A 21,661-nucleotide genomic window follows, 5' to 3' on the forward strand; every position below is an offset into this window, starting at 1 on the left:
AAGCGGTTATGATGATTTTTACAGTCTAAACCCAGATAAAGTTACGAATGCTCTGTTGTGCTAGTCAACTATGAGTAATTGTCGCATTTTCATAGTTAATGACTGCTGAATGTCACTGAATGCGATGATGTTGTCTCGGCCACTTTCTTTTGCATGATACAAGGCTTGATCGGCTTCTTCGATTACGTGGTCAAACGCAGTGATCGAAGCAATGCGAGATACGCCAATACTTGTGGTGACTTTTCCCACAGTGCGAAAAGGAACCTGTCCAAAAACAAGATGGCAATCATTGGCTAGCTTATTCAATGTAGCGGCCGACGGGTTGGTAATCACCAAAAGAAATTCTTCTCCACCCCAGCGCACAAGGCAATGGTTGTCTCGGTATACGGTGCGCAAGCGTGAAGCGATTTCAACTAATACCTGATCGCCTGTGGCGTGGCCAAAGCGGTCGTTGATGTTTTTGAAATAATCCACATCGAGCAGTACTAAACCTATAGTGTCGGTTTGATTGTTGCGGTTTAGCCAGCTGTGTAAGCCGCGTCGATTATAGGTGTCTGTTAGGAAATCTCTGTCAGCGTGCATTTTATAGCGCATCAGGTCGTAGAAAATGTCGTCTAGTTGCTGCTTGATATTTTGTTGGTAAGGAATAATTGCCACAATAAACAAGCTGGCAGTGCCAAATAAAAATAACAAGTCGTAACCGCGCGATGTGTGCAATTCAGCTGGGTGCAGCAGTAAATAATGCAGTACAGGTAAGACGTTTAGCGCCCAGAATAAAGCCCCGAATTTGGTGTGCCTTTTCGGCAGCACCAACATAATAAGCATAGATGTCATTATGATCATGCCAGAAATGGGCGGATAGCTTTCGATAAATACGAGTCTTCCTTGCCACCCGTTATAGATAAACATAAAGGTGACTGGTGTGAAGGTAAGCAAGGTGATGGCCGCATACCAATTGAGGGTTTTGCTTGATCTAATCAAAGGGTTCTTATGGAAATACAGCAATAAGACCAAGCAAGCCGCGCATGTTACAAGGGGGAACACATTGAAAAATAACCCGCATAACCCATAGCTGAGCGCAGAAATAATCAGAAGTCTATAGATAGCATCTTTCAAGATGTTCTTTTGGTAGTTTGCTGAGTTCATTGCATCGTTTTGATCAGTTTGTTAAATACTTGGTTAAATAATATACGATGCGGCTTTTTTAATATGTTGCTACTTGGTGAATATATGTCGACTAAGTTATCTGAGTTGTAACCAGTGGCTTCGCATAGAATATAAAGTGTGCGCAGAAAAACAGGGGATTTGCGCTACTTAGAATTGACCTTTCTGCACTTATTGTGGAGCATAGGCGTTTTCATATTATCGTCATCCTTTGATAACAAATTAGGTAACACAACTTGGCTGTTTACACTTCCCTTTCGGACTCTGACATGCGCGCCTTAGTGGCGGATTATTATTTAGGTGAGCTGGTTTCGTTTCAAGGCATTTCCGGTGGGGTAGAAAACACCAACTACTTTTTGACAACGACAACGGGTAAGTACGTTGTGACTCTGTTTGAAGAGTTTGATTTAGACGAAGTTCCGTATTTCTTGGACGTTGTCGCTCATTTGAAACACAAAGGCTTTAATGTTCCTGCGGCTTTGATTGATATTCATGGTGAACGCCTACGTGAAGTAAATGGTCGACCGACTATCATTGTTGACTGCTTCCCCGGTGGTGAGCTGAAAGGCACGGACGAAACTTCTTGTCGATTAATGGGCGAAGCCTTAGCGAAGCTGCATATTGCGGGTGAGGACTTCCCTGTTCATCGTGATAGCCATCGTGGCGTGGCGTGGTGGCATAAAACCAGCCAAGCCATCGCAGATCAATTAGAGCCAGAACAAGCGGAATTATTGTTGTCGCAAATTGCTGAATTTGATGCCTTTATTACAGAACATCCAGATTTACCGAAAACCACTATTCATGGGGATTTGTTCTACAACAACACTTTGTTTGAAGGCAACAAGTTGTCTGCCATTATCGATTTCTACAATGCGTGCCATTCTTGGGTGATGTACGACTTAGCCATTGTGGTGAACGATTGGTGCTCGGATATGGCGACAGGTGAATTGAATAGCGCCAAATATAAGGCGTTAATAAAAGCCTATTTGCATGAACGTGAAGCCAGCCCAGAAGAGATTCTTGCTTGGCCGCATATGTTGAAAATCGCAGCGTTGCGTTTTTGGCTGTCTCGTTTGGAAGCGTGGCATGGGGCGAAGCATGACCCTGAACGTTTGGCGCAGCAGCATGATCCGCTTGAGTTTCAGCGTATTTTAGAGTCTCGTGTGCAATATTCCCCGAGCTTAGTTGAGTTCCTATAGGTCAGTTTTCGAGCTTTTAAGACTCTGTTCTTATGAAACTATTTTTTAAGGTGAAGTGATGCGTCTTTGGTTGTGTTTGTGCGTTACGGCTCTGTTTACGGGCTCTGCTATGGCACACCCTCATGTTTGGGTGGATTCTCAGTATCGTGTCAATGTCGACCAAGCCAATGTGTCTAGCCTTGCAGCGACATGGGAGTTGGATCTTTTTACGTCGACAAGCTTGATTGCTGAATACGACGTAGACGGTGATGGTGAGCTCACAGGTCAAGAAAAACTCGATATGATTGAGGTGTTGAAGAGCTTTGAGAATTACGGCTTTTTTATCAAAATGAAACAAGACGGCGCAGATTTGGTGCCAGAACAAGTGCGCGTTGCGGATGTTCGTATTCGGGACCAAATGTTGTGGATTCGTCTAGGCATTGATTTGCCTACTCCCGTTAATCTAGAAACTTCGACCTTGAGTCTGGCCTTTGGTGACGATGAATTGTATTTCGCCATGGAGCCATTGGAAGAAGGTTTAGTGCGTTTGTCCGGTGCCTTATCTGAAATATGTACGCCAGTAGAACGTGACGCTACAGAAACCTCCGTCGCCGTTTGGGTTGATCTGACTTGTCAGCCTTAATCTAATTATTTTCTAGCGATTTTTCGTTTTCAATGTTTCATATAAAGGTCTAAGCGCATGTTAGAACATTTCCAATGGTTGCCTTTCTTAGCCGCTATTACGGTACTTACTATGAGCCCAGGTGTGGACACTATTTTGGTGATGCGCAACGCGGCATCAGGTGGTTGGCGGTTGGGTTTTTTGACTAGCTTAGGCATTTGCATGGGGTTATTTGCTCATGCGACCGTGTCGGCGTTAGGCCTGTCAGTCATCCTGCTAGGTTCTGCAGGTTTGTTTACTGCCTTTAAATTAGCTGGTGCGGCGTATCTTGTGTACTTGGGTGTGCAAGCGATTCGAAGTGCGATGAAGCCGGTTGGCATGACCTTTAAAGATGCGAAAAATCCTAAGTCATTGACGGCATGGGGCAGCTTTCGTCAAGGGATCTTGTCTAACGTATTGAACCCTAAGCCGATTATTTTCTACATGGCATTTTTGCCACAGTTTATTGACCCTAGCCATTCGGCATTGGCTCAATCACTTTTTATGGCCTCACTTCATTTTATCATAGCGATGTTGTGGCAAACGTTTCTTGCGCTTATGGTTCATAAAGCGCGCGTTTGGTTGGCGCGACCAAAAGTGGCGTTGGTCTTGGACGGTTTAACTGGCGTATTGCTGTTGGGCTTTGGTGCAAAACTCGCATTGAGCCAGCGCTGAGTGCTAGGGGGTCTTGTATGACTGAGTACAAACGCCTTCTAGCAACATGGTTTCTATGATGTCGATGACTTTTATTCTGGGTACTCGACCTCTTAATTCCGCATCAATAAGCGCAGAGAATAAGCCGTGGCAGCATTCTGTCATGGCGACTGAGCTTATATCAATTCGAAAAACACCTTCTTGCTGACCTCGTAAAAAGAACTTGTCTAGAATGTCTTGTGTTTCGACACAAGCGCCACTTTCGGCTAACGCAGGCTGCCAATATTGTATGATGAAAATGGTTAGCTCTTTATTGGCGTAGTAGTTTTCTAGCAGCTTACGAATCCCTTCTCTTGGTTCCGCTGTATCGAGATCGGCGTCTCGAATAGCTTCTTGATAAGACTCAATACTGCGTTGTAACAGCCTTTCAATTAGGTTTTCTCGCGTTCGACAGAAACGATACAAGGTAGCCTTGCTCACACCGACAGCACAGGACAGCTCTTGCAATGATGCTCGTGGGTATTCAACCAAAGCAAGCGCAAGTGAATTCAGCAATGTGTTGTTCGTTTCTTCTTCAGCCATGATCTTTTTCCAAAATTTTTGACAGTTGACTTTTATTTCGACTTAAGTGCAACTCCTCGATGTTGGCATTTTACTTGGAATGTCGACGAGATGAAATAAAAAACTATAAAGAATCAAATGAATCTAAGTTGATTCATTTGGAATTGTTTAGTATCTTACCTGTCTTTCTCAGTCAGATAAAATTTTAAGGTACAAAACAATGATACGAATTTTAAAAAATGGACGGACGCTGCTAATGCTGGCTGCGTTATTTGTTGTGTCTGGCTGCTCTTCTAGTGAGCCAGAAGCTCAAGCGAGCCCTCCACCTAGTGCAAAAGCGGCGACCGTGACTACCGTGCAACCTATTGAGTTTGAAGAAAATGCCATTTTACCAGGAAGAATCGAACCTATCCGTGAGGCAGAAGTACGAGCTCGTGTTCCAGGTATCGTTTTACATAGAACTTTTGTAGAAGGCTCTGATGTTAGTGCGGGAGACGTCTTGTTCGAAATCGATCCTGCGTCTTTAAAAATAGCGCTTGATAGTGCTAAGGGTAAATTGGCCATGGCGGAAGCAACTCTGTTTGATGCCAAGATGCTGGTGGACCGTTATGCCCCGTTATTAAAATCTCAGGCTGTTAGTAAGCAAACATTTGATGCCGCTCAAGCGGCTTACTTGAGTGCTAGCGCGTCGGTTGCTTCAGCGAAAGCGGATGTGGCAAACGCTGAACTAAGCCTTGAATATGCAACGGTGCGTGCGCCTATTTCGGGTCGTATTGGCCGAGCAAATGTCAGCGAAGGCATGTTGGTCGGACAAGGTGATGCGACGCTGCTGGCTACTATTCAGCAGCTTGACTCTGTTTATATCGATTTTACTCAATCTGTAACCGATACCTTGAAATACAAGCAATCAGTAAAAGGTGAGTCTACTCATAGCACCAAATTGATAGCTAGATTAGACGGTTACGACAAGCGCTTTGAAGGCAAGTTGTTGTTCTCTGATAGCCAAGTTGACGAAAAAACTGGCAATGTTGTGTTGCGCGGTTTGTTCCCAAATCCAGAGAAAGTGCTATTGCCAGGTATGTATGTCCGAGTGGAAGCCGTTCAGTCTTATTCTTCAACGGCTATTTTGATCCCTCAACGTGCCGTGATGCGTGGCAACAGTGGTGCGTTTGTTTATGTTGTGAATGACCAAAACACAGTGGAGTCTCGCTCAATTACAACGGGGTCTATGTCGCAAAATTTGTGGCGTATTACTGACGGCTTAAAGAGTGGCGATAAAGTAATTATTGATAATGCTGCCATGTATCAAGCAGGAGAGAAGGTAACGCCTTCCGTTAAATTGGCCTCTAACATTTAGTCCATTGCTCCTTTCATCTCATTTATTAAGACGTTTTTAGAGGCTTAATGCATGTCTAATTTCTTTATTGCGCGGCCCAACTTTGCTTGGGTAATTGCAATCTTTATTTTGTTGGCAGGGTTGCTTGCTTTGCCAACGCTACCGGTATCGCAATTTCCGGTCGTCGCGCCACCGCAGATTACGGTAAGTGCTACGTACCCTGGTGCATCTGCTCAGGTGTTGGTGGACTCGGTGACTAGTGTTATCGAAGAAGAGCTAAATGGCGCGAAAGGTTTGCTCTATTTTGATTCGTCTAGTAACGCCAATGGTATTGCTCAGATTACTGCGTCTTTTGAACCGGGTACTGACCCAGATTTGGCTCAGGTCGATATACAAAACCGACTCAAAAAAGCCGAAGCCCGTTTACCAAGTAGTGTTATTGCACAAGGTGTACAAGTAGACCAAGCGAGCTCTGGCTTCTTGATGATTTATGCGCTGACTTTCAAAGGGGATGATTCGGCTAAAAGTATCGTTGCCTTGGCCGATTACGCAGCACGTAATATTAACAATAATATTCGTCGTGTAGAGGGTGTTGGTAAGCTGCAATATTTCGGTACCGAAGCGGCTATGCGAGTTTGGGTTTCTCCTGAGAAGCTGTTGAGTTACGGATTATCCATTGGTGATGTTAATAACGCGATTAGAAACCAAAACGTACAGGTTCCAGCGGGTAGCTTTGGTGGTCGCCCAGCGGATAATGAACAAGAGCTAACAGCCAGTTTGGTGGTGAAAGGCTTTTTAGAAGATCCTGAAGAGTTTCGTAATATCGTATTACGCAGTAGCTCCGATGGCTCTGCCGTGTATCTTAAAGACGTTGCTCGCGTTGAACTAGGCAAGCAAGACTATAACTTTGAGACCCGTTTGAATGGTCGAAAAGCCGTGATGGGGGCCGTGCAATTATCGCCTGGTGCAAATGCCATAGAAACAGTGAAAGCGGTTAAAGCCCGTGCTGCAGAATTGGAAGAAACTTTCCCCGATGATATTCAAATCAGTTTCCCTTATGACACGTCTAAATTCGTTAGCGCTGCGATTGAAAAAGTAATTTACACCTTGCTTGAAGCTATTCTGTTGGTTTTCTTAGTGATGTTGCTGTTCTTGCAGAATTTACGCTATACCTTGATTCCGACTATCGTAGTGCCAGTGTGTATTTTAGGTACCTTTGCGGTGATGTCTTTCATAGGCTTTTCAGTCAATATGATGACCATGTTTGGTATGGTGTTGGCGATTGGTATCTTGGTGGATGACGCCATTGTCGTGGTGGAAAACGTCGAGCGAATTATGGCGGAAGAAGGGCTTCCTCCGAAAGAAGCAACGATTAAAGCAATGGGACAAGTGTCTGGTGCCATTGTTGGTATCACTTTGGTGTTGTCTGCGGTGTTTGTTCCTCTGGCATTTATGAGCGGTTCCGTTGGTATTATTTATCAACAGTTCTCTATGTCGCTTGCCGTTTCTATTATGTTGTCTGGTATTTTGGCACTGACATTTACACCAGCGTTATGTGCCACCATATTGAAGCCGATCAACACAGAAGAACATCATGAAAAAGGTGGTTTCTTTGGCTGGTTTAACCGTAAGTTTGCCACTTTAACAAGCCGTTATTCGACATTAAATAGTAAGTTGGTTAGCCGTTCTGGACGTTTCATGTTGGTGTATCTTGTGCTGATTGCTGGCCTTGGTTATACCTATGTGCATTTGCCTGAATCTTTTGTTCCAACGGAAGACCAAGGCTATATGATTGTAGATGTGCAGCTTCCGGCTGGTGCTACTTTTTCTCGAACCAATGAGACAATGAAAAATGTTGAAGCGTTTTTAGGTCAGCGTGATGCGGTAGAGAATGTTGTTTCCGTTATGGGCTTTAGTTTCTCTGGTATGGGGGCGAATGCCGGCTTGCTATTCCCGACTTTTACCGATTGGTCTGCCCGCGAGCAATCATTGACGGATGAAACGACGGCCTTTAACCAGTTTGCCGGTAGCATTTCTGACGGCCGATCTATGGCGGTTGCGCCACCGGCTATTGAAGGTATGGGTAACTCTGGTGGTTTCTCACTACGATTACAGGACCGAAGTAACTTAGGACGAGAAGCGTTAACGAACGCGCGTAATGTGGTTCTAGGTCAAGCAAATGCATCTCCAATCATCGCTTACGCCATGATGGAAGGTTTAGAAGACGCACCTCAGCTTAGGATCGATATCGATCGTAAAAAAGCCACAGCTTTGGGCGTGGGTTTTGAATCGATTAATAATGCGGTATCAACGGCATATGGTTCTGCTTCTGTTAACGACTTCACCAATGCTGGTCGTTTGCAACGAGTAGTCGTTCAGGCGGATGTTGCTGACCGTATGACGCCTGAGCGCGTGTTAGAGCTGCAAGTTATGAATGATGAAGGCAACCTAGTTCCTATGCGTTCATTCGCAAGTAGCTTGTGGGAAATAGGGCCGGTTCAGGTGTCTCGTTACAATGGTTATCCAGCTTATAAAATTTCTGGGAGCCCTATGCCAGGTTATAGTTCGGGTGATGCCATGCTTGAAATTGAGCGCATAGTAGACACTTTGCCAAAAGGCATTGGCTTTGAGTGGACGGGACTGTCTTACCAAGAGAAATCGGCGGGTTCTCAAGCACCTATGTTGTTGGCTATTTCAATATTAGTGGTCTTCTTGTTGTTAGTTGCATTGTACGAAAGCTGGTCTATTCCGTTTTCGGTTATTTTGATTATTCCAATTGGTGCTTTGGGTGCGGTTGCGGCTGTGTATCTAACGGGAATGTCTAATGACGTCTACTTTAAGGTTGGCTTGATTACTATTATTGGTTTGTCAGCGAAGAATGCGATCTTGATTGTTGAGTTTGCTAAAGACCTTTATAAGCAAGGATATTCCTTGAGAGACTCTGCAATCGAAGCTGCCAAACTGCGCTTCCGTCCAATTATTATGACGTCTATGGCCTTTATTTTAGGGGTTGTGCCGTTAACATTAGCTTCCGGAGCTGGGGCTGCTAGTCAGCACTCTTTGGGTGTGAGTGTTATCGGTGGCATGATCTCTGCGACATTATTAGGTGTGTTGTTTGTCCCTGTGTTCTTTACATGGGTGCTTGGACGCTTTCAAAAGAAAGCAGTGTCATAAGACGCATTCATTTGCGTTTGAAAAATGAGTGAGCGTTCGAAAAGCCGACTTTATGTCGGCTTTTCTTTTTGTCATTCATTGTTATTTACTCCTCTTTCTTTCAGATTCTTTGCTAGAATTCTCTCGTCTGTGTTCTCTTAGAAGCGCTTTTTTAATAGAGACGGCTTTCAGATAGATATTTGCCGCGCCACAAGCGCTGCAAATTGGGTGTGTCCTAGCAATATATGGTAGGGCTTTAGATAATAAGCATGCGGCTTTGCTGCCTGTTTCTTTGGTGATTCTTTTAATGAGTTTATTGATCTCGACTTGGATTAAGTTCTTCTTTCTCTTCGCGCCGTTTTTTGTGTTGTCTATGTTTCTTGCGTTAACGCGTGGGGAGTCTTCAACCTCTCGTCGACAGGTGGCGAATAAGGCTATTATTGCATCTGTGGCGATATCGATTGTGTTGTTGTTTTTTGGTGGCAGTTTGTTTGCCGTATTAGGCATCACATTGGATTCTTTCCGTATTGGCTCTGGTATCTTGCTGTTTATGTCTGCCTTGAGCTTGGTTCGTGATGGGACACGTAATCATGCTGTGGGTATGCCAAGCGAAGAACGTGACGATGTGTCAGTTGTACCTCTGGCAGTGCCAACCATTATTGGGCCTGCGACTATTGGTACGATTCTGGTTTATGGCGCTGAATTGCAAGGTTGGGATTTAATTATCGGCTTATGCGGTTTGTTGTTGGCGTTGGGTACCTTAGCGATGATTTTGTATTCTGGTTCCTTGATCGAGAAAATGCTGGGTCGAACCGGCTTGAATGTCTTGTCTAAAATTACAGGTTTGATTTTGGCGGCTATGGCTGCGCAAATCTTTATGAGCGGTGTGATGGGATTTATAGAACCTGTTACAACAGCTGTTAGCTAGGCGGTAATAAGTTAAATCTTGTACAAATTGCGGCGTTTCTAGGCTTTGGCTTCTCCTTGACTTTGAGTTGTTATATCATAACAAAATTCTGTCCAGTCTCGGTGATAACCCATTATGGCAAAGAACGTCGCTTTTTTATTTTTCTCTTTCTTTTGTTTGAGCTCGCCTCTCTATGCCGCGATGGATTTTGCGGTGTATCAAGACTTTATTCAGTGGATTCTTGCTCAGCAGGCCACCTTTCATCGTGAGCTTGTGACTTTGGTGCGCTCTATTAGCAAGGGCGGCAGCCCTGTTTTATTGTGGGGATTAATCTCTACCAGTTTCTTTTATGGCGTGTTTCACGCGGCAGGTCCTGGGCATGGGAAGGCGGTAATTTCGGCTTATATGCTGGCGAGCAAAGCACCATTACGTCGCGGAGTTAGCTTGGCTTTTTTATGTGCTGGCGTTCAAGCAGTGATGGCGGTATTAGTCATTGTGGTGTTGAGCCAAGTATTTTCCTTGGCGGGAAAAGCCATGCAAATCAGTCGTTTCTTTGAAGTGGCGAGTTTTGCTGCGGTTGGTTTGATTGGTGTGTGGATTCTTGTGCGCTTATTACGCGGCCAGTCTGGTTGTGGTCATGATCACTCGCAAGATCATTTAGAAGAGCACCATAACCATTCTCATGAGGGTCACACACATGAAGGTCATTCCCATGGAAGTCATGGTCACTCGCACAGCCACTCTCATGATCATACTTGCTGTGCACACCATGAAGACGAGGCAAAAACCGCCCGTCGGAGTATTTGGGCCATGGTGGCTGCGGTTGGTATTCGTCCTTGTACTGGGGCCATTTTGGTTTTGTTATTTTCTTTGAGCACGGGTATTTTTGTTTGGGGCCTGGTGGCGACTTTTGCCATGGCGTTAGGCACAGCAATTACGGTTGCTTCTTTGGCGGGTGTCAGTGTGTTTGTGCGCGATACCGGCTTTGCGTTAAGCAGTGAGCATCGCGTTTGGCGACAACGAGTGTCGCGCGCATTTGGTTTTATTGCCGCTTTCGCTTTGATCATCATCAGTACTTCAATGATTTGGAGCTACTTAAGTAATGCAGGAAGGGCTTTCTAATGAAACATGAAGACTCGCATCAGCACGTCCATCACAACCATAATGACTGTATTGAGAGTGCGTTGAGCACGGCGGAAGCGCTGTGTGTCCAGCAGGGGCAGCGACTAACGAAAGTACGCCGTCGCGCATTGGAATTAATCTGGGAAAGTCATCGACCGCTTGGTGCTTATCAGCTATTGGCGAAGTTGGCCGAAGAAGGGTTTAACTCTGCACCACCAACGGTTTATCGTGCATTGGATTTTCTTTTAGGTGCAGGCTTGATTCACAAAGTTGAATCGATGAACGCTTACCTTGGTTGTGCCCATGCAGACAAAGCTCACAAAGGCTATTTCTTGATTTGCGACGAATGTCACAATGTTATGGAATTTGATTACCAAGATATTCATGCGGCGTTGGTTGAAAAGGCTGCACATCAAGGTTTTGAACTGCGAGCTGAAACCATTGAGTTAACGGGGTTGTGCGCGAAATGTAAGGAACAATCAGCAGGAGCAAACGCGTGAGTAAACGATTGGTTGCCTTTGAAAAAATTGGTATTGCGTTTGATGGTCGAGTACTGCTCGAAAACATAGATATGACCATTAGCGAGGGTGAGATTGTTACCTTAATTGGCCCAAATGGTAGCGGTAAAAGCACTCTGATTCGTACTCTGTTAGGTTTGCAAGAAGCTACGTCCGGCGAAGTGGTAAGACACAAAACCTTGCGTATCGGTTATATGCCGCAAAAGCTGCATATCGATCCGACCCTGCCATTAACGGTAAAGCATTTCTTGGCCTTGGTGCGTGGTGTCGATAAGCAACAGATTCTTCCAACACTCGAAAAACTTGGCATTGGTCATTTGCTCCAATCCCAAGTACATGTGTTGTCTGGTGGCGAAACGCAGCGCGTATTATTGGCTCGCGCTTTGTTGAATCGACCGAATTTATTGGTACTTGATGAGCCTGTTCAGGGCGTGGATGTGAATGGGCAAGTGGAACTTTATAACCTGATTGAAGGCATTCGTAATGAGCTAAATTGCGGTGTTTTGATGGTGTCCCATGATTTGCATTTGGTAATGGCGAAAACCGATACCGTGGTCTGTATTAATCAGCATGTGTGCTGTTCAGGTAGTCCGCAACACGTTACAGGTCATCCAGCCTATCAAGCTTTGTTTGGCGTACCAGGAGCAGACGAATCCATCGCGATTTATGCCCATCAGCATGATCATGTGCATGATGAACACGGTAGTATTTTGTCGGACGATGGCGATGCCCATGCCCATTGTAAACATCATTAATCACACCTAAGTTAGCCGATATTGGAGTTAGTTAAACCATGTTAGATCTTTTACTGAGAGCCTTGTTTGGTGGGTTAGGTGTGGCGGCGGTCGCTGGGCCGCTAGGGGCCTTTGTTGTGTGGCGACGCATGGCGTATTTTGGTGATACCTTGGCGCATTCTGCCTTGTTAGGCGTGGCGTTAGGCTTTTTATTCGACATCAACTTGAATCTTGCCATTATTGTGTTGTGTGTGGGCTTGGCCTTGGTGCTGGTGACGTTGCAGAAGAAGCACATTATTGCCACGGATACTTTGTTGGGGATTTTGGCACATTCCGCTTTGTCGCTTGGTCTAGTGGCGGTGAGTTTCCTCGATAACATTCGCATCGATTTGATGGCGTATTTATTTGGTGATTTGCTGGCGATTAACCAAGCCGATGTGTATTGGATTTATGGCGGTGGTCTGGCGGTTATCGCGCTATTGGTGACTTTCTGGAAGCCATTGCTCGCCGTTACCGTAAACGAAGAATTGGCAAAAGTAGAAGGTTATCCGGTAGAGGCGATTCGTTTATTGCTGATGTTGCTGGTGGCTTTGGTGATTGCCGTGGCGATGAAAATCGTCGGTGTGCTGCTGATTACCTCTTTGATGATCATTCCCGCAGCAACCGCACGGAAGCTGTCGAAGACGCCGATTCAAATGGCGTCGTTCGCTAGCTTGATTGGCTGCTTGTCGGTGTGTGGTGGCTTGTGGGCGTCTTATCGTTGGGACACACCAACAGGCCCAAGTGTTGTCGTCTGCGCGGCCTTGTTGTTCCTAGTGGCTTACACTCTGCCATTTAAACGCTTACGTTAGTTTATTCGGTGTTTTTATAGGCAGGCTTATTTATCGTCCGATTCCTTTGCCTTGGAGTAGGACTTTGATAAGCCGCGGATCATTTCCATTTGTTTGCCAAATTGACGACACGGTCCACAGATTGCCGTGTGCATAGCCAAGTTTATTTTTTCTTTAGCGGATAAAGGGCGGTCCAGTTTCTCCGAGAGCATCTGGGTCGCTTGTTTGCATTTAATCATTTACGATGTCTCCTTCTGAAACCAGTGGTCTTCTAGACATTCTCGTAAGCGGAGCCGAGCGCGATACAAGGTGACGTTTAAGCTGCTGACGGTTACTTCTTCGTTATGGCAGATTTCAGGCGTGTCCATTTCGAGAAATTCGCGCATCATAAATAACCTGCCGTATTTGGCTGGCAAGGCATCCAAACAAGCATCGAAGATTCGCCAGAAGTGAGTGTTTTCAACACCATGTTCTGGTTGATCCCATTTTTTTGGGCGCTCATCTTTTTGCCAGTGGCCATTTTCTTCGAACAAGTGCTCTATTAAGGCGTCGCCATTTAGGTTCGGCCCGTCTTCAAGCTGACTGGCTGCCGTGTGGCGTTTTTCCTTACGCAACAAATCGATAATTTTGTTCTTTAAAATGGAAAACACCCAAGTCTTAAACGCGGCTTGTCGCGCAAAACGATCAATATTTTGATACGCAGAGATCATCGCTTCTTGTACTGCGTCTTCGGCAATCTGATTGTCTCGAACTTGAAGCCTTGCGAACTTCAGCATCTGTGTACGTAAATCTTCAATAAAAACAGTATCCTGAAAGATATTTACTGCTGCTGAAGAATCTATTTCAACAGAGAGGTTCGCATTAGTCATTTAAGCCTCGGGTTGTTTGTCTGATTGTTAGACGATATTGGTCTGGTATTTATTACCATTCAACAGCGCTATTTTCATTTATCTTTCTGGCTCGCTTTTGCTTCAGCCAAGTACTCGTCTTTCAATTTAACGTAATTAAGTCCGGCATATTGAAAGTATTCGATTTCTTTGGCGTTAAGTGGACGGATTTGCTTAACAGGGGAGCCCATGTACATAAAACCGGTTTCTAAACGCTTACCTGGTGGCACCAAAGAGCCAGCGCCTATGATAACTTCATCTTCAATCACTGCGCCATCAAGGATGGTGGTTCCCATGCCCACTAAGACTCGGCTGCCAATGGTACAACCGTGCAACATCGCCATGTGACCCACTGTCACATCGTCGCCAATGTCCAAAGGGTGACCTTCAGGCTTGTAGGTGCTGGCATGAGTAATGTGCAAGCAGGAGTTGTCTTGAATACTGGTGCGAGCACCAATACGGATACGATGCATGTCGCCACGGATCGCCACCAAAGGCCAAACCGAGCTGTCTTCGCCAATGGTGACATCGCCAATGATCACGGCATTTTCATCGACCCATACACGGTCGCCTAGTTGTGGTGTTTTGCCACGGAAAGATTTCATCACCATATACTGCTCTCTTACAGGATTTGATTAATAGAAAGTGTTAATAAACGAAGGAACTATTAACACAATAGCGTTTTATGCATTGAAAAAGTGTTAAGACAACCTATCTTATTAAGCATAGTATTGACCAATGCATTACAGCGTTCAATTTTTAAAAGGATATCATGATATGTCACAGTCTGTATGGGACGCGACCAGCTTACCGAGCTTTACCGACGTCGATGTTGCGAACATCGAAGCGGATCTAGAGAAACTACTGAAACATAACCAAGCCGCGATTGATGCTTGTGTGAGTGAAAACGCCAATCCAACATGGGCAAGTCTTGTTTTGCCATTGGATCAACTTCACGACGACTTAAATAACTTTTGGTCGCCAATCAGCCATTTGAATTCCGTTAAAAATACGCCTGAGTTACGTGCCGCTTACAACGCTTGCTTACCAAAATTGACTCAGTTTTATACGGATCTTGGACAAAACAAAGCCTTGTATCAAGCTTACAAGAGTCTTGCTGAAAGTGAGGCGGCGAAAACGCTAAGCCAAGCTCAAAGTGAAGCCTTGGCGCAAACGATTCGTGATTTCGAATTGTCTGGTGTCGGCCTAGAAGGCGACGCCAAGAAACGCTATGGCGAGATTAGCCAGCGTTTGTCTGAGTTGGGCAGTCAGTTTGGTGAAAACGTATTAGACGCGACACAAGCGTGGAGCAAACTAATCACCGACGAAAGTGAGCTGTCTGGTTTGCCAGAGTCCGCTTTGGCACAAGCTAAGCAAATGGCCGAAGCCAAAGAAAAGGACGGCTGGTTGTTCACCCTAGATTTCCCATCTTACATTCCAGTGATGAGTTACGCCGACAATGCAGAACTGCGCGAAGAAATGTACCGTGCCTTTGCGACGCGCGCGTCAGATCAAGGTGGTGATATCAAATTCAACAATGCGCCTCTGGTTGACGAAATTTTAGAGCTACGTCATGAGATGGCTCATATTCTTGGTTTTGATAATTACGCAGAATTGTCTGTTGCCACTAAGATGGCGGACAATGGCCAGCAGGTTATCGATTTCTTAGGTGATCTAGCGAAAAAGTCAAAAAGCTCGGCAGAACAAGATCTTGCGCAACTAACAGCGTTCGCGAAAGACGAAAACGGCGTGGAAAAATTGAACGCTTGGGACATGACCTATTATGCGGAAAAACTACGCCAACATAAGTTCAGTATTTCTCAAGAAGAACTGCGTCCTTACTTTCCGATGAATAAAGTTTTATCCGGATTGTTTCACGTGGCACAAACTTTATTCGGTGTGGATATTCGCGAAGAAAAAGAATTTGATAGCTATAACAAGGACTTGCAGTTATTTACGATCAGCAAGGGTGGCGAAGACGTGTCTCGTTTCTATCTAGATCCGTATGCGCGTGAAGCAAAACGCGGTGGTGCATGGATGGATTCTTGCCGTACTCGCCGTCGTTTAAGTGATGACCGCTTGCAGCTACCGATTGCCTATCTTGTGTGTAACTTCACACCACCAATTGGTGATAAACCTGCCTTGTTGACGCACGACGAAGTGACGACCTTGTTCCACGAATTTGGTCATGGCTTGCACCACATGTTGACCCAAGTGGATGTATCTTCTGTATCGGGCATTAACGGTGTGGCGTGGGATGCGGTCGAGTTGCCAAGCCAATTCATGGAAAACTGGTGTTACGAGCCAGAAGCATTGGCTCATATTGCGGGCCATTACGAAACAGGTGAGCCGTTGCCACAAGACTTGTTAGACAAAATGTTAGCAGCAAAGAACTTCCAGTCTGGCATGCAGATGATGCGTCAATTGGAGTTTTCTTTGTTCGATTTCCGTCTACACATGGAATATCAAAAAGACATTTCTGTTCAATCAGTGCTTGATGATGTTCGTAGTAAAGTGGCGGTGGTCACACCGCCTGAGTTTAATCGTTTCCAAAATAGCTTCTCGCATATTTTTGCGGGTGGTTACGCGGCCGGTTACTACAGCTACAAATGGGCAGAAGTGTTATCGGCAGATGCTTTCTCGAAATTCGAAGAAGACGGCATCTTCAATAAAGATACTGGCGCTCGCTTCCGTGATACCATATTGGCCAATGGTGGCTCTCGTCCAGCAGCAGAATTATTTGCTGAGTTCCGCGGTCGTGAGCCAAGCACCGATGCCTTATTGAGACACAGCGGCATCGCGGCTTAACTTTTTGTACTGCAAGGAAGCAGCGCTTCGCCTGATGAGAATCTGACAAAGCGCTGCTTTTTTATAGCGCCGAATTAGGGCGTTACTTTTTTTGAAGGTAGGGTTATGACAGTAAAACGCTTTATCGCAGGGGCGGTGTGCCCTCGTTGTAGTGAGATGGATAAAATTCGTGCTTGGCGCGATGATGACGCCGAAAAGCAATATCGTGAGTGCGTTGGTTGTGGATACACGGATGAGCAATCTACGGTTATACAGGCGCAGCCCACTGAGATTCCAACACGAGTAAACACGCCTCACAGCCGCTCTCCAGAAACAGAAGAAGTCGTGATCAACTTCATTCCAAATCCTGGTACGACCAAGCACTAAACTTGCTCTGTAGGGTGATAAAAAAGCGAACGGTGCCAGCACCATTCGCTTTTTTATTGCTGCGTTTTTTCTAGTTATAGCCTTTAATCTGCATAACCGCTGCCGATGGCTCGAAATGGCATATCAAGATCCAACTCAGGTACTTGTAGGCCAATCCAGGTCGGGAAGGTGTTGCTGTTTGGTCCTGGGAATACAGTGTATTCGTTTGCCCAAGGGTAGCGCTTCACCGCTTCGTCAATTTTTGGAATCAATGCTTCGGCTTTTGGGCCAATAATAGACAGTACTTTTTCTGGTTTCGCGCCAAACCAGTAGCGATCTGGTGTCGCTGTTTTATATTCAGATAACGCTGGAAGTCCTCTTTCTACTCGCCAACCGACCACTTCATGTACCGTGTATTCAGATGCGTTTTTTTCTTTGGTCGCCACCCATGTATGAACCGCAAACCAGCCTCGCCAACTAAAAGCGTCGGCGGCATAAAACTCGATAACGGCTGCTTTTTCTGTTTCTGGTGATGGCGCGATGCCTGCAGGCTCTCGGCTTGCTGTGCGCCAGTTATCGTTCGAAGAGCATGCACTTAAAAATAGCGTGATGAAAATGAGTCCTAGATACTTTGCCATGCTTTGTCCTTGGGCTGTTGGGTATTTTATTGCTATTAACATACGCAAATTTTGGTGTATTTGGGTCACTATTTATGGCTTTGGTTCACTATTCCCTATTTTTTGCCAAGTTCAAAAAATGAGCATAAAAAAACGCCAACGATGTTGGCGTTTTGGTTTTGTACTTCTGAATAGATCTGAAATTAGTTCATTTCAGTAATGAACTCTTCACTTGAACGGCGTACTTTTTTCAGTTCTTTTAGCCAGTCGCCTTCTTCTGCACGGTAACCCAAAGGCAATAGAATCACAGAGCGTAGACCGCGTTCAGTAAGACCTAGGATCTCATCAACTTTAGCTGGGTCAAAGCCTTCCATTGGTGTGCTGTCTACGCCTTCTTCAGCGGCTGCAATTAAGGCAGTGCCTAGACCAATGTAAGCCTGACGAGCTGCGTGTTGGTAGTTCACTTCAGCATCACGTGGAGGGTAAGCGCCTAAAATCATTTGGCGGTAGTTTTCCCAGCCTTCATTTTTAAAGCCTCGTTCGTCGTTTACTAGATCGAACATTTTATTAATGCGTTCTTCTGTGTAGTTATCCCACGCAGCAAACACTAATAGGTGAGAACCGTCAGTGATTTGTGCTTGGTTCCAAGCATGGGGAACGATGGCTTCACGTAGCGCTTTGTTTTTCACCACAATGACTTCATATGGCTGAAGTCCACTTGATGTCGCTGTTAGGCGAATAGCTTCTAGGATGCGGTCTACTTTTTCTTGCTCAACAACTTTGCTTGAGTCCATTTTTTTTGTGGCATAACGCCAGTTTAGTTTTTCTAACAAATTCGACATGGTTATTCCTAGATAAGGTTTTTGTATGCCTTTAATATTGCTCTTGTTGTTATCAAGTTCAAGGTACATTTTGAGCATAAAGTGAGGAAGTTGAATAATCGGTTAACTGTTCGATTTAGTTGATATGTTGCAATAATATCTGCAATTACGCCCTAAAATGGTTCATTTTTGAGCGAGGATGAAGTAAGGTGCGGCTTTGAAAATTTCAACGGACCCCCTTCTAATGTCATTTGCTCAAAACCCCTCTTTGTTTCAGCGTTATCTTCGCGGTAGTTTAGTACTACAAATTGCCATCGGTATTGTTTGTGGCGTCGTCCTGGCGTATGTGTCGCCAAGCACGGCGCTATCAACTTCTTTGATGGGCGATTTTTTTGTTAAAGCACTTAAAGCGATAGCACCAATCTTGGTCTTTTTGTTGGTGATGGCATCGATTGCCAATCACAAGCAAGCTCAGCAAAGCCATATTCGCCCAGTGATTCTGCTTTATATTATCGGCACGTTTGTCGCGGCATTAACAGCCGTTGTGTTCAGCTTTGCTTTTCCTACTGAGCTAAATTTGGTCGCGCCAGATTTAAGTAAAAGTGCGCCTCAGGGAATTGGTGAAGTCTTACATACCTTGGTATTTAAGATGGTCGATAACCCTGTTAACGCTTTGGTTCAAGGGAATTATGTAGGCATTTTGACTTGGGCGATTGGCTTAGGTTTGGGGTTACGTCATGCCTCTGAAGCGACGAAATCTGTCCTACAACACATATCGACCAGTGTGACTGGTATTGTTTCTTTTATTATTCGTTTAGCGCCGTTTGGTATCTTTGGTTTGGTTGCGAGCACCATAGCCGCAACTGGCTTTGACGCATTGCTTGGCTATTCTCACCTATTGGCTGTGTTGATTGGTGCGATGCTGTTTATTGCCTTTGTGACGAACCCACTATTGGTATTCTGGAAAATTCGCCGTAATCCCTATCCTTTAGTATTTAAGTGCTTAAAAGAAAGTGGCGTAACCGCATTCTTTACCCGTAGTTCGGCAGCAAATATTCCCGTAAATTTGGATTTGTGTAAGCGCTTAGATTTGGACGAGGATACTTATTCTGTGTCCATTCCTTTGGGTGCGACCATCAATATGGCTGGCGCAGCGATTACCATTACGGTGTTAACCTTAGCTGCAGTGCACACTTTAGGCATCTCATTGGATTTTGGTACAGCGTTATTGCTTAGCGTGATTGCTGCCGTCTCTGCATGTGGAGCATCGGGTGTTGCGGGTGGTTCGTTGTTGCTGATTCCATTAGCGTGTAGCTTATTCAATATTTCGAATGAGGTGGCAATGCAAGTAGTAGCGGTTGGCTTTATTATCGGCGTTTTACAGGATTCTGCCGAGACCGCATTGAATAGTTCGACAGACGCTCTGTTTACAGCGGCGGCTTGTCTTTCTAATGATAAGAGCTAGATTTCAATAACCTTGTTATAGACCTGTGATAACAAAAAAGGGAAGCTGGGAGCTTCCCTTTTTTGTTTCTACGATTTGCTAGCTTAAACTGTTAAAGCTTAAACTGGGTAACCAGTTTATCAAGCTGAGCAGACAGTTTCTGTAAGTTGGTACTTGATGCAGTCAGTTCATCAGCTATTTCAGATGTCTCTGTTGTTAGCTGATTAATCTCTTCAACGTTTTTACTCATGTCGTTTACTACAAGAGATTGCTCTTCTGTCGCAGTGGCAACCTGAATGTTCATGTCGCTGATCTGACCAATGTGTGAAGTAATTTGCTCCAGTGATGTATTGGCTTCATTCGCCTGACCCACCACCTCGGTGCTCTGATCTTGCCCAGATTGGATAGTCGCAACGGTTTTGGCTGATTGCTCTTGAAGCTTATCGATCATTTTTTGGATTTCGTCAGTCGATGCAGCAGAGCGGCTGGCAAGGTTACGTACTTCATCGGCAACGACGGCGAAGCCTCGACCTTGCTCACCTGCACGGGCAGCTTCGATCGCCGCGTTCAACGCCAATAAGTTAGTTTGCTCCGAGATACTGCGAATCGTATCTAGGATGCTACCAATCGAATCTGTCTGTGTTGCTAGCGAATCAATGTCGGCACTAATATGTTGTATTTCAGTAGATAGCGCAGTCACACCTTGGCGAGCGCGTGCTACCAATCCTGCTCCTTGGTGAGCTTGTTTATCTGCTTCTTGGGCTGCTTTAGCTGCTTGAGACGCGTTTTCTGCGATGTTTTCCACTGTGGCGCCCATTTCATGAATGGCTGTAGCGATCTGAGTGGTACGATCTCGCTCATTCAGGCAGTTGGTGTGCGTTGCCTTGGCTTTCGATGCGACGTCGTTTGCGGTGTGAGCAAGCTGACGGGAGTTGTCAGCTACGTTTTCAATTGCCGTACGGACTTTAGTGATAAACTGATTAAAGTGCTGGGCGATATCGCTAAGCTCGTCTTTGCCATCAAGAGACATCATAGAACCAAGATCTAATTTGTCACTGGCAGTTGAAATATGTTGCTGTAGATAAGAAACTCGGCTGTTAAGACGACGTAACATTAACCAAGCTAAGATGATAGAGGCCGATAGTGCGATCACTATTAAGGCGATCATGTTGTTGCGGCTTTTTTCATAATTAATCTGGCTTTGGTTGTAGCTTTGTTGACCTTGCTCAAGCAGTTCGTCAAGGATGACATTGACGGCTTTACGCATTACGCCATAGCTGTCTGCGTATTTAGTTTTATATATTTCTTGAGCAGTCGTTAAGTCATTATTTTCGATAGCGGCAAGCATTGGCGTTAGCTCATCACGTTTGACTTTAGCGAACACGTCAATGAGATTCTGTACTTCAGCACGCATTTTAGGATTCACTTGGGAGTTCAACGCTTGCTTAAGCGCCATATCCATTTCTGGGATATCTTCTGTACGGGTTTCTTTAACGCGAGTTAGGGCACCTTTTTTATCTTGCATGGCTGGAATTTCTTGCAGCAAGATAATATCGATACCAACACGCATACGAGGGATTCGTGATGCAACTTCCGCGAGAGATCGCATTGGGGCGCTGGTATTTTGGGCCAACTGTTTAGTTTGCTCCTGTCCGCTAGAAAGACCGCGTAAGCCTGCCCAACTAACGAGTAAGAGCACAAGGCAAGGCAAGGCTATTACGGAGATAAATTGAGCTTTCAGAGACATTTTATTGAATATCACGATGTATTACCTACAGTAAGTTATTTTTATTGCGTTATTACTGTGAAACTCAAAGTCCATTTACGTTTTACAGAACAAGGTATGCTTGGTTAATTTATTGAGAGAATGCGTGAGTACAAAAAAGTCATCTTTAATCCGTGCTTTTTGTGCTCATCTTAT

The 21,661-nt window shown here is 45.1% G+C and carries 21 protein-coding genes; 13 read left to right on the top strand and 8 right to left on the bottom strand.

Going from position 1 to position 21,661, the window contains the following annotated elements; translation table 11 throughout:
* Positions 1–60 precede the first annotated feature (60 nt).
* Complete coding sequence (locus tag JSY38_RS10325; RefSeq protein WP_205113171.1) at positions 61–981, bottom strand: GGDEF domain-containing protein; 921 nt, start codon at positions 979–981, stop codon at positions 61–63.
* A 419-nt stretch (positions 982–1,400) separates the two neighbouring features.
* Here JSY38_RS10325 and JSY38_RS10330 point away from each other — a divergent pair, with 419 nt between their 5' ends.
* From JSY38_RS10330 to JSY38_RS10340, 3 genes are read left to right on the top strand one after another with little or no spacing between them, the layout of a single operon-like run.
* On the top strand, positions 1,401–2,363 hold the full coding sequence (locus JSY38_RS10330) for a homoserine kinase (RefSeq protein WP_205113172.1): 963 nt from the start codon (positions 1,401–1,403) through the stop codon (positions 2,361–2,363).
* 58 nt (positions 2,364–2,421) lie between these two features.
* Entirely contained in the window at positions 2,422–2,985 is a 564-nt protein-coding gene (locus tag JSY38_RS10335) for a DUF1007 family protein (protein WP_114412078.1), read from the top strand.
* A gap of 57 nt (positions 2,986–3,042) precedes the next feature.
* Positions 3,043–3,678: a LysE family translocator gene (locus tag JSY38_RS10340; protein ID WP_114412079.1), complete on the top strand. Its 636-nt coding sequence runs from the start codon at positions 3,043–3,045 to the stop codon at positions 3,676–3,678.
* Positions 3,679–3,681: 3 nt separating this feature from the next.
* On the opposite strand, the gene JSY38_RS10345 is transcribed toward JSY38_RS10340, so the two are convergent.
* Positions 3,682–4,239 carry a TetR/AcrR family transcriptional regulator gene (locus JSY38_RS10345; protein WP_205113173.1) on the bottom strand — a complete coding sequence of 186 codons (558 nt, stop codon included), beginning with the start codon at positions 4,237–4,239 and terminating at the stop codon, positions 3,682–3,684.
* Between the two features lie 199 nt (positions 4,240–4,438).
* On the opposite strand from JSY38_RS10345, the gene JSY38_RS10350 reads away from it, so the two are divergent.
* The 7 genes from JSY38_RS10350 to znuB all read left to right on the top strand — a co-directional run bounded on the left by JSY38_RS10350 (position 4,439) and on the right by znuB (position 12,839).
* Positions 4,439–5,575, top strand: coding sequence for an efflux RND transporter periplasmic adaptor subunit (locus JSY38_RS10350; protein WP_205113174.1), 1,137 nt, complete (start codon positions 4,439–4,441; stop codon positions 5,573–5,575).
* A 51-nt stretch (positions 5,576–5,626) separates the two neighbouring features.
* A complete protein-coding gene (locus JSY38_RS10355; protein WP_205113175.1) occupies positions 5,627–8,728 on the top strand; it encodes an efflux RND transporter permease subunit in 3,102 nt (1,033 codons plus the stop codon).
* 286 nt (positions 8,729–9,014) lie between these two features.
* Positions 9,015–9,635 (top strand): MarC family protein, encoded by a 621-nt coding sequence (locus tag JSY38_RS10360; RefSeq protein ID WP_114412083.1) that lies wholly within the window; start codon positions 9,015–9,017, stop codon positions 9,633–9,635.
* A gap of 114 nt (positions 9,636–9,749) precedes the next feature.
* Positions 9,750–10,736, top strand: coding sequence for a nickel/cobalt transporter (locus tag JSY38_RS10365; protein WP_205113176.1), 987 nt, complete (start codon positions 9,750–9,752; stop codon positions 10,734–10,736).
* Positions 10,736–11,236 (top strand): Fur family transcriptional regulator, encoded by a 501-nt coding sequence (locus JSY38_RS10370; protein ID WP_205113177.1) that lies wholly within the window; start codon positions 10,736–10,738, stop codon positions 11,234–11,236. The genes JSY38_RS10365 and JSY38_RS10370 overlap by 1 nt, the downstream gene beginning before the upstream one ends.
* Positions 11,233–12,009, top strand: a complete 777-nt coding sequence (gene znuC, locus JSY38_RS10375; RefSeq protein ID WP_205113178.1) for a zinc ABC transporter ATP-binding protein ZnuC — start codon at positions 11,233–11,235, stop codon at positions 12,007–12,009. The genes JSY38_RS10370 and znuC overlap by 4 nt, the downstream gene beginning before the upstream one ends.
* 38 nt (positions 12,010–12,047) lie before the next feature.
* On the top strand, positions 12,048–12,839 hold the full coding sequence (gene znuB / locus JSY38_RS10380; protein ID WP_114412087.1) for a zinc ABC transporter permease subunit ZnuB: 792 nt from the start codon (positions 12,048–12,050) through the stop codon (positions 12,837–12,839).
* A gap of 26 nt (positions 12,840–12,865) precedes the next feature.
* Here znuB and JSY38_RS18585 read toward each other — a convergent pair whose 3' ends face one another.
* The 3 genes from JSY38_RS18585 to JSY38_RS10395 all read right to left on the bottom strand — a co-directional run bounded on the left by JSY38_RS18585 (position 12,866) and on the right by JSY38_RS10395 (position 14,316).
* Positions 12,866–13,057 (bottom strand): zf-HC2 domain-containing protein, encoded by a 192-nt coding sequence (locus JSY38_RS18585; protein ID WP_205113179.1) that lies wholly within the window; start codon positions 13,055–13,057, stop codon positions 12,866–12,868.
* On the bottom strand, positions 13,058–13,687 hold the full coding sequence (locus JSY38_RS10390; RefSeq protein ID WP_205113180.1) for an RNA polymerase factor sigma-70: 630 nt from the start codon (positions 13,685–13,687) through the stop codon (positions 13,058–13,060).
* A 74-nt stretch (positions 13,688–13,761) separates the two neighbouring features.
* On the bottom strand, positions 13,762–14,316 hold the full coding sequence (locus JSY38_RS10395; RefSeq protein WP_205113181.1) for a gamma carbonic anhydrase family protein: 555 nt from the start codon (positions 14,314–14,316) through the stop codon (positions 13,762–13,764).
* Positions 14,317–14,482: 166 nt separating this feature from the next.
* Between JSY38_RS10395 and prlC the strand changes: the two genes are divergently transcribed.
* Positions 14,483–16,513 (top strand): oligopeptidase A, encoded by a 2,031-nt coding sequence (gene prlC, locus JSY38_RS10400; RefSeq protein ID WP_205113182.1) that lies wholly within the window; start codon positions 14,483–14,485, stop codon positions 16,511–16,513.
* 105 nt (positions 16,514–16,618) lie between these two features.
* Positions 16,619–16,879 (top strand): YheV family putative zinc ribbon protein, encoded by a 261-nt coding sequence (locus JSY38_RS10405; protein WP_114412092.1) that lies wholly within the window; start codon positions 16,619–16,621, stop codon positions 16,877–16,879.
* An 83-nt stretch (positions 16,880–16,962) separates the two neighbouring features.
* Here the strand turns inward: JSY38_RS10405 and JSY38_RS10410 are convergent, their stop codons facing one another.
* Positions 16,963–17,496, bottom strand: a complete 534-nt coding sequence (locus tag JSY38_RS10410) for a DUF3750 domain-containing protein (protein ID WP_114412093.1) — start codon at positions 17,494–17,496, stop codon at positions 16,963–16,965.
* Between the two features lie 182 nt (positions 17,497–17,678).
* Entirely contained in the window at positions 17,679–18,317 is a 639-nt protein-coding gene (locus JSY38_RS10415; RefSeq protein ID WP_205113183.1) for an NAD(P)H-dependent oxidoreductase, read from the bottom strand.
* 223 nt (positions 18,318–18,540) lie between these two features.
* Here JSY38_RS10415 and sstT point away from each other — a divergent pair, with 223 nt between their 5' ends.
* Entirely contained in the window at positions 18,541–19,761 is a 1,221-nt protein-coding gene (gene sstT / locus JSY38_RS10420) for a serine/threonine transporter SstT (RefSeq protein WP_205116766.1), read from the top strand.
* A 91-nt stretch (positions 19,762–19,852) separates the two neighbouring features.
* On the opposite strand, the gene JSY38_RS10425 is transcribed toward sstT, so the two are convergent.
* Positions 19,853–21,502: a methyl-accepting chemotaxis protein gene (locus tag JSY38_RS10425; RefSeq protein ID WP_205113184.1), complete on the bottom strand. Its 1,650-nt coding sequence runs from the start codon at positions 21,500–21,502 to the stop codon at positions 19,853–19,855.
* Positions 21,503–21,661 lie beyond the last annotated feature (159 nt).

Origin of the sequence: Marinomonas foliarum, assembly GCF_016906065.1 — a bacterium.
GTDB classification, from domain to species: Bacteria; Pseudomonadota; Gammaproteobacteria; order Pseudomonadales; family Marinomonadaceae; genus Marinomonas; species Marinomonas foliarum.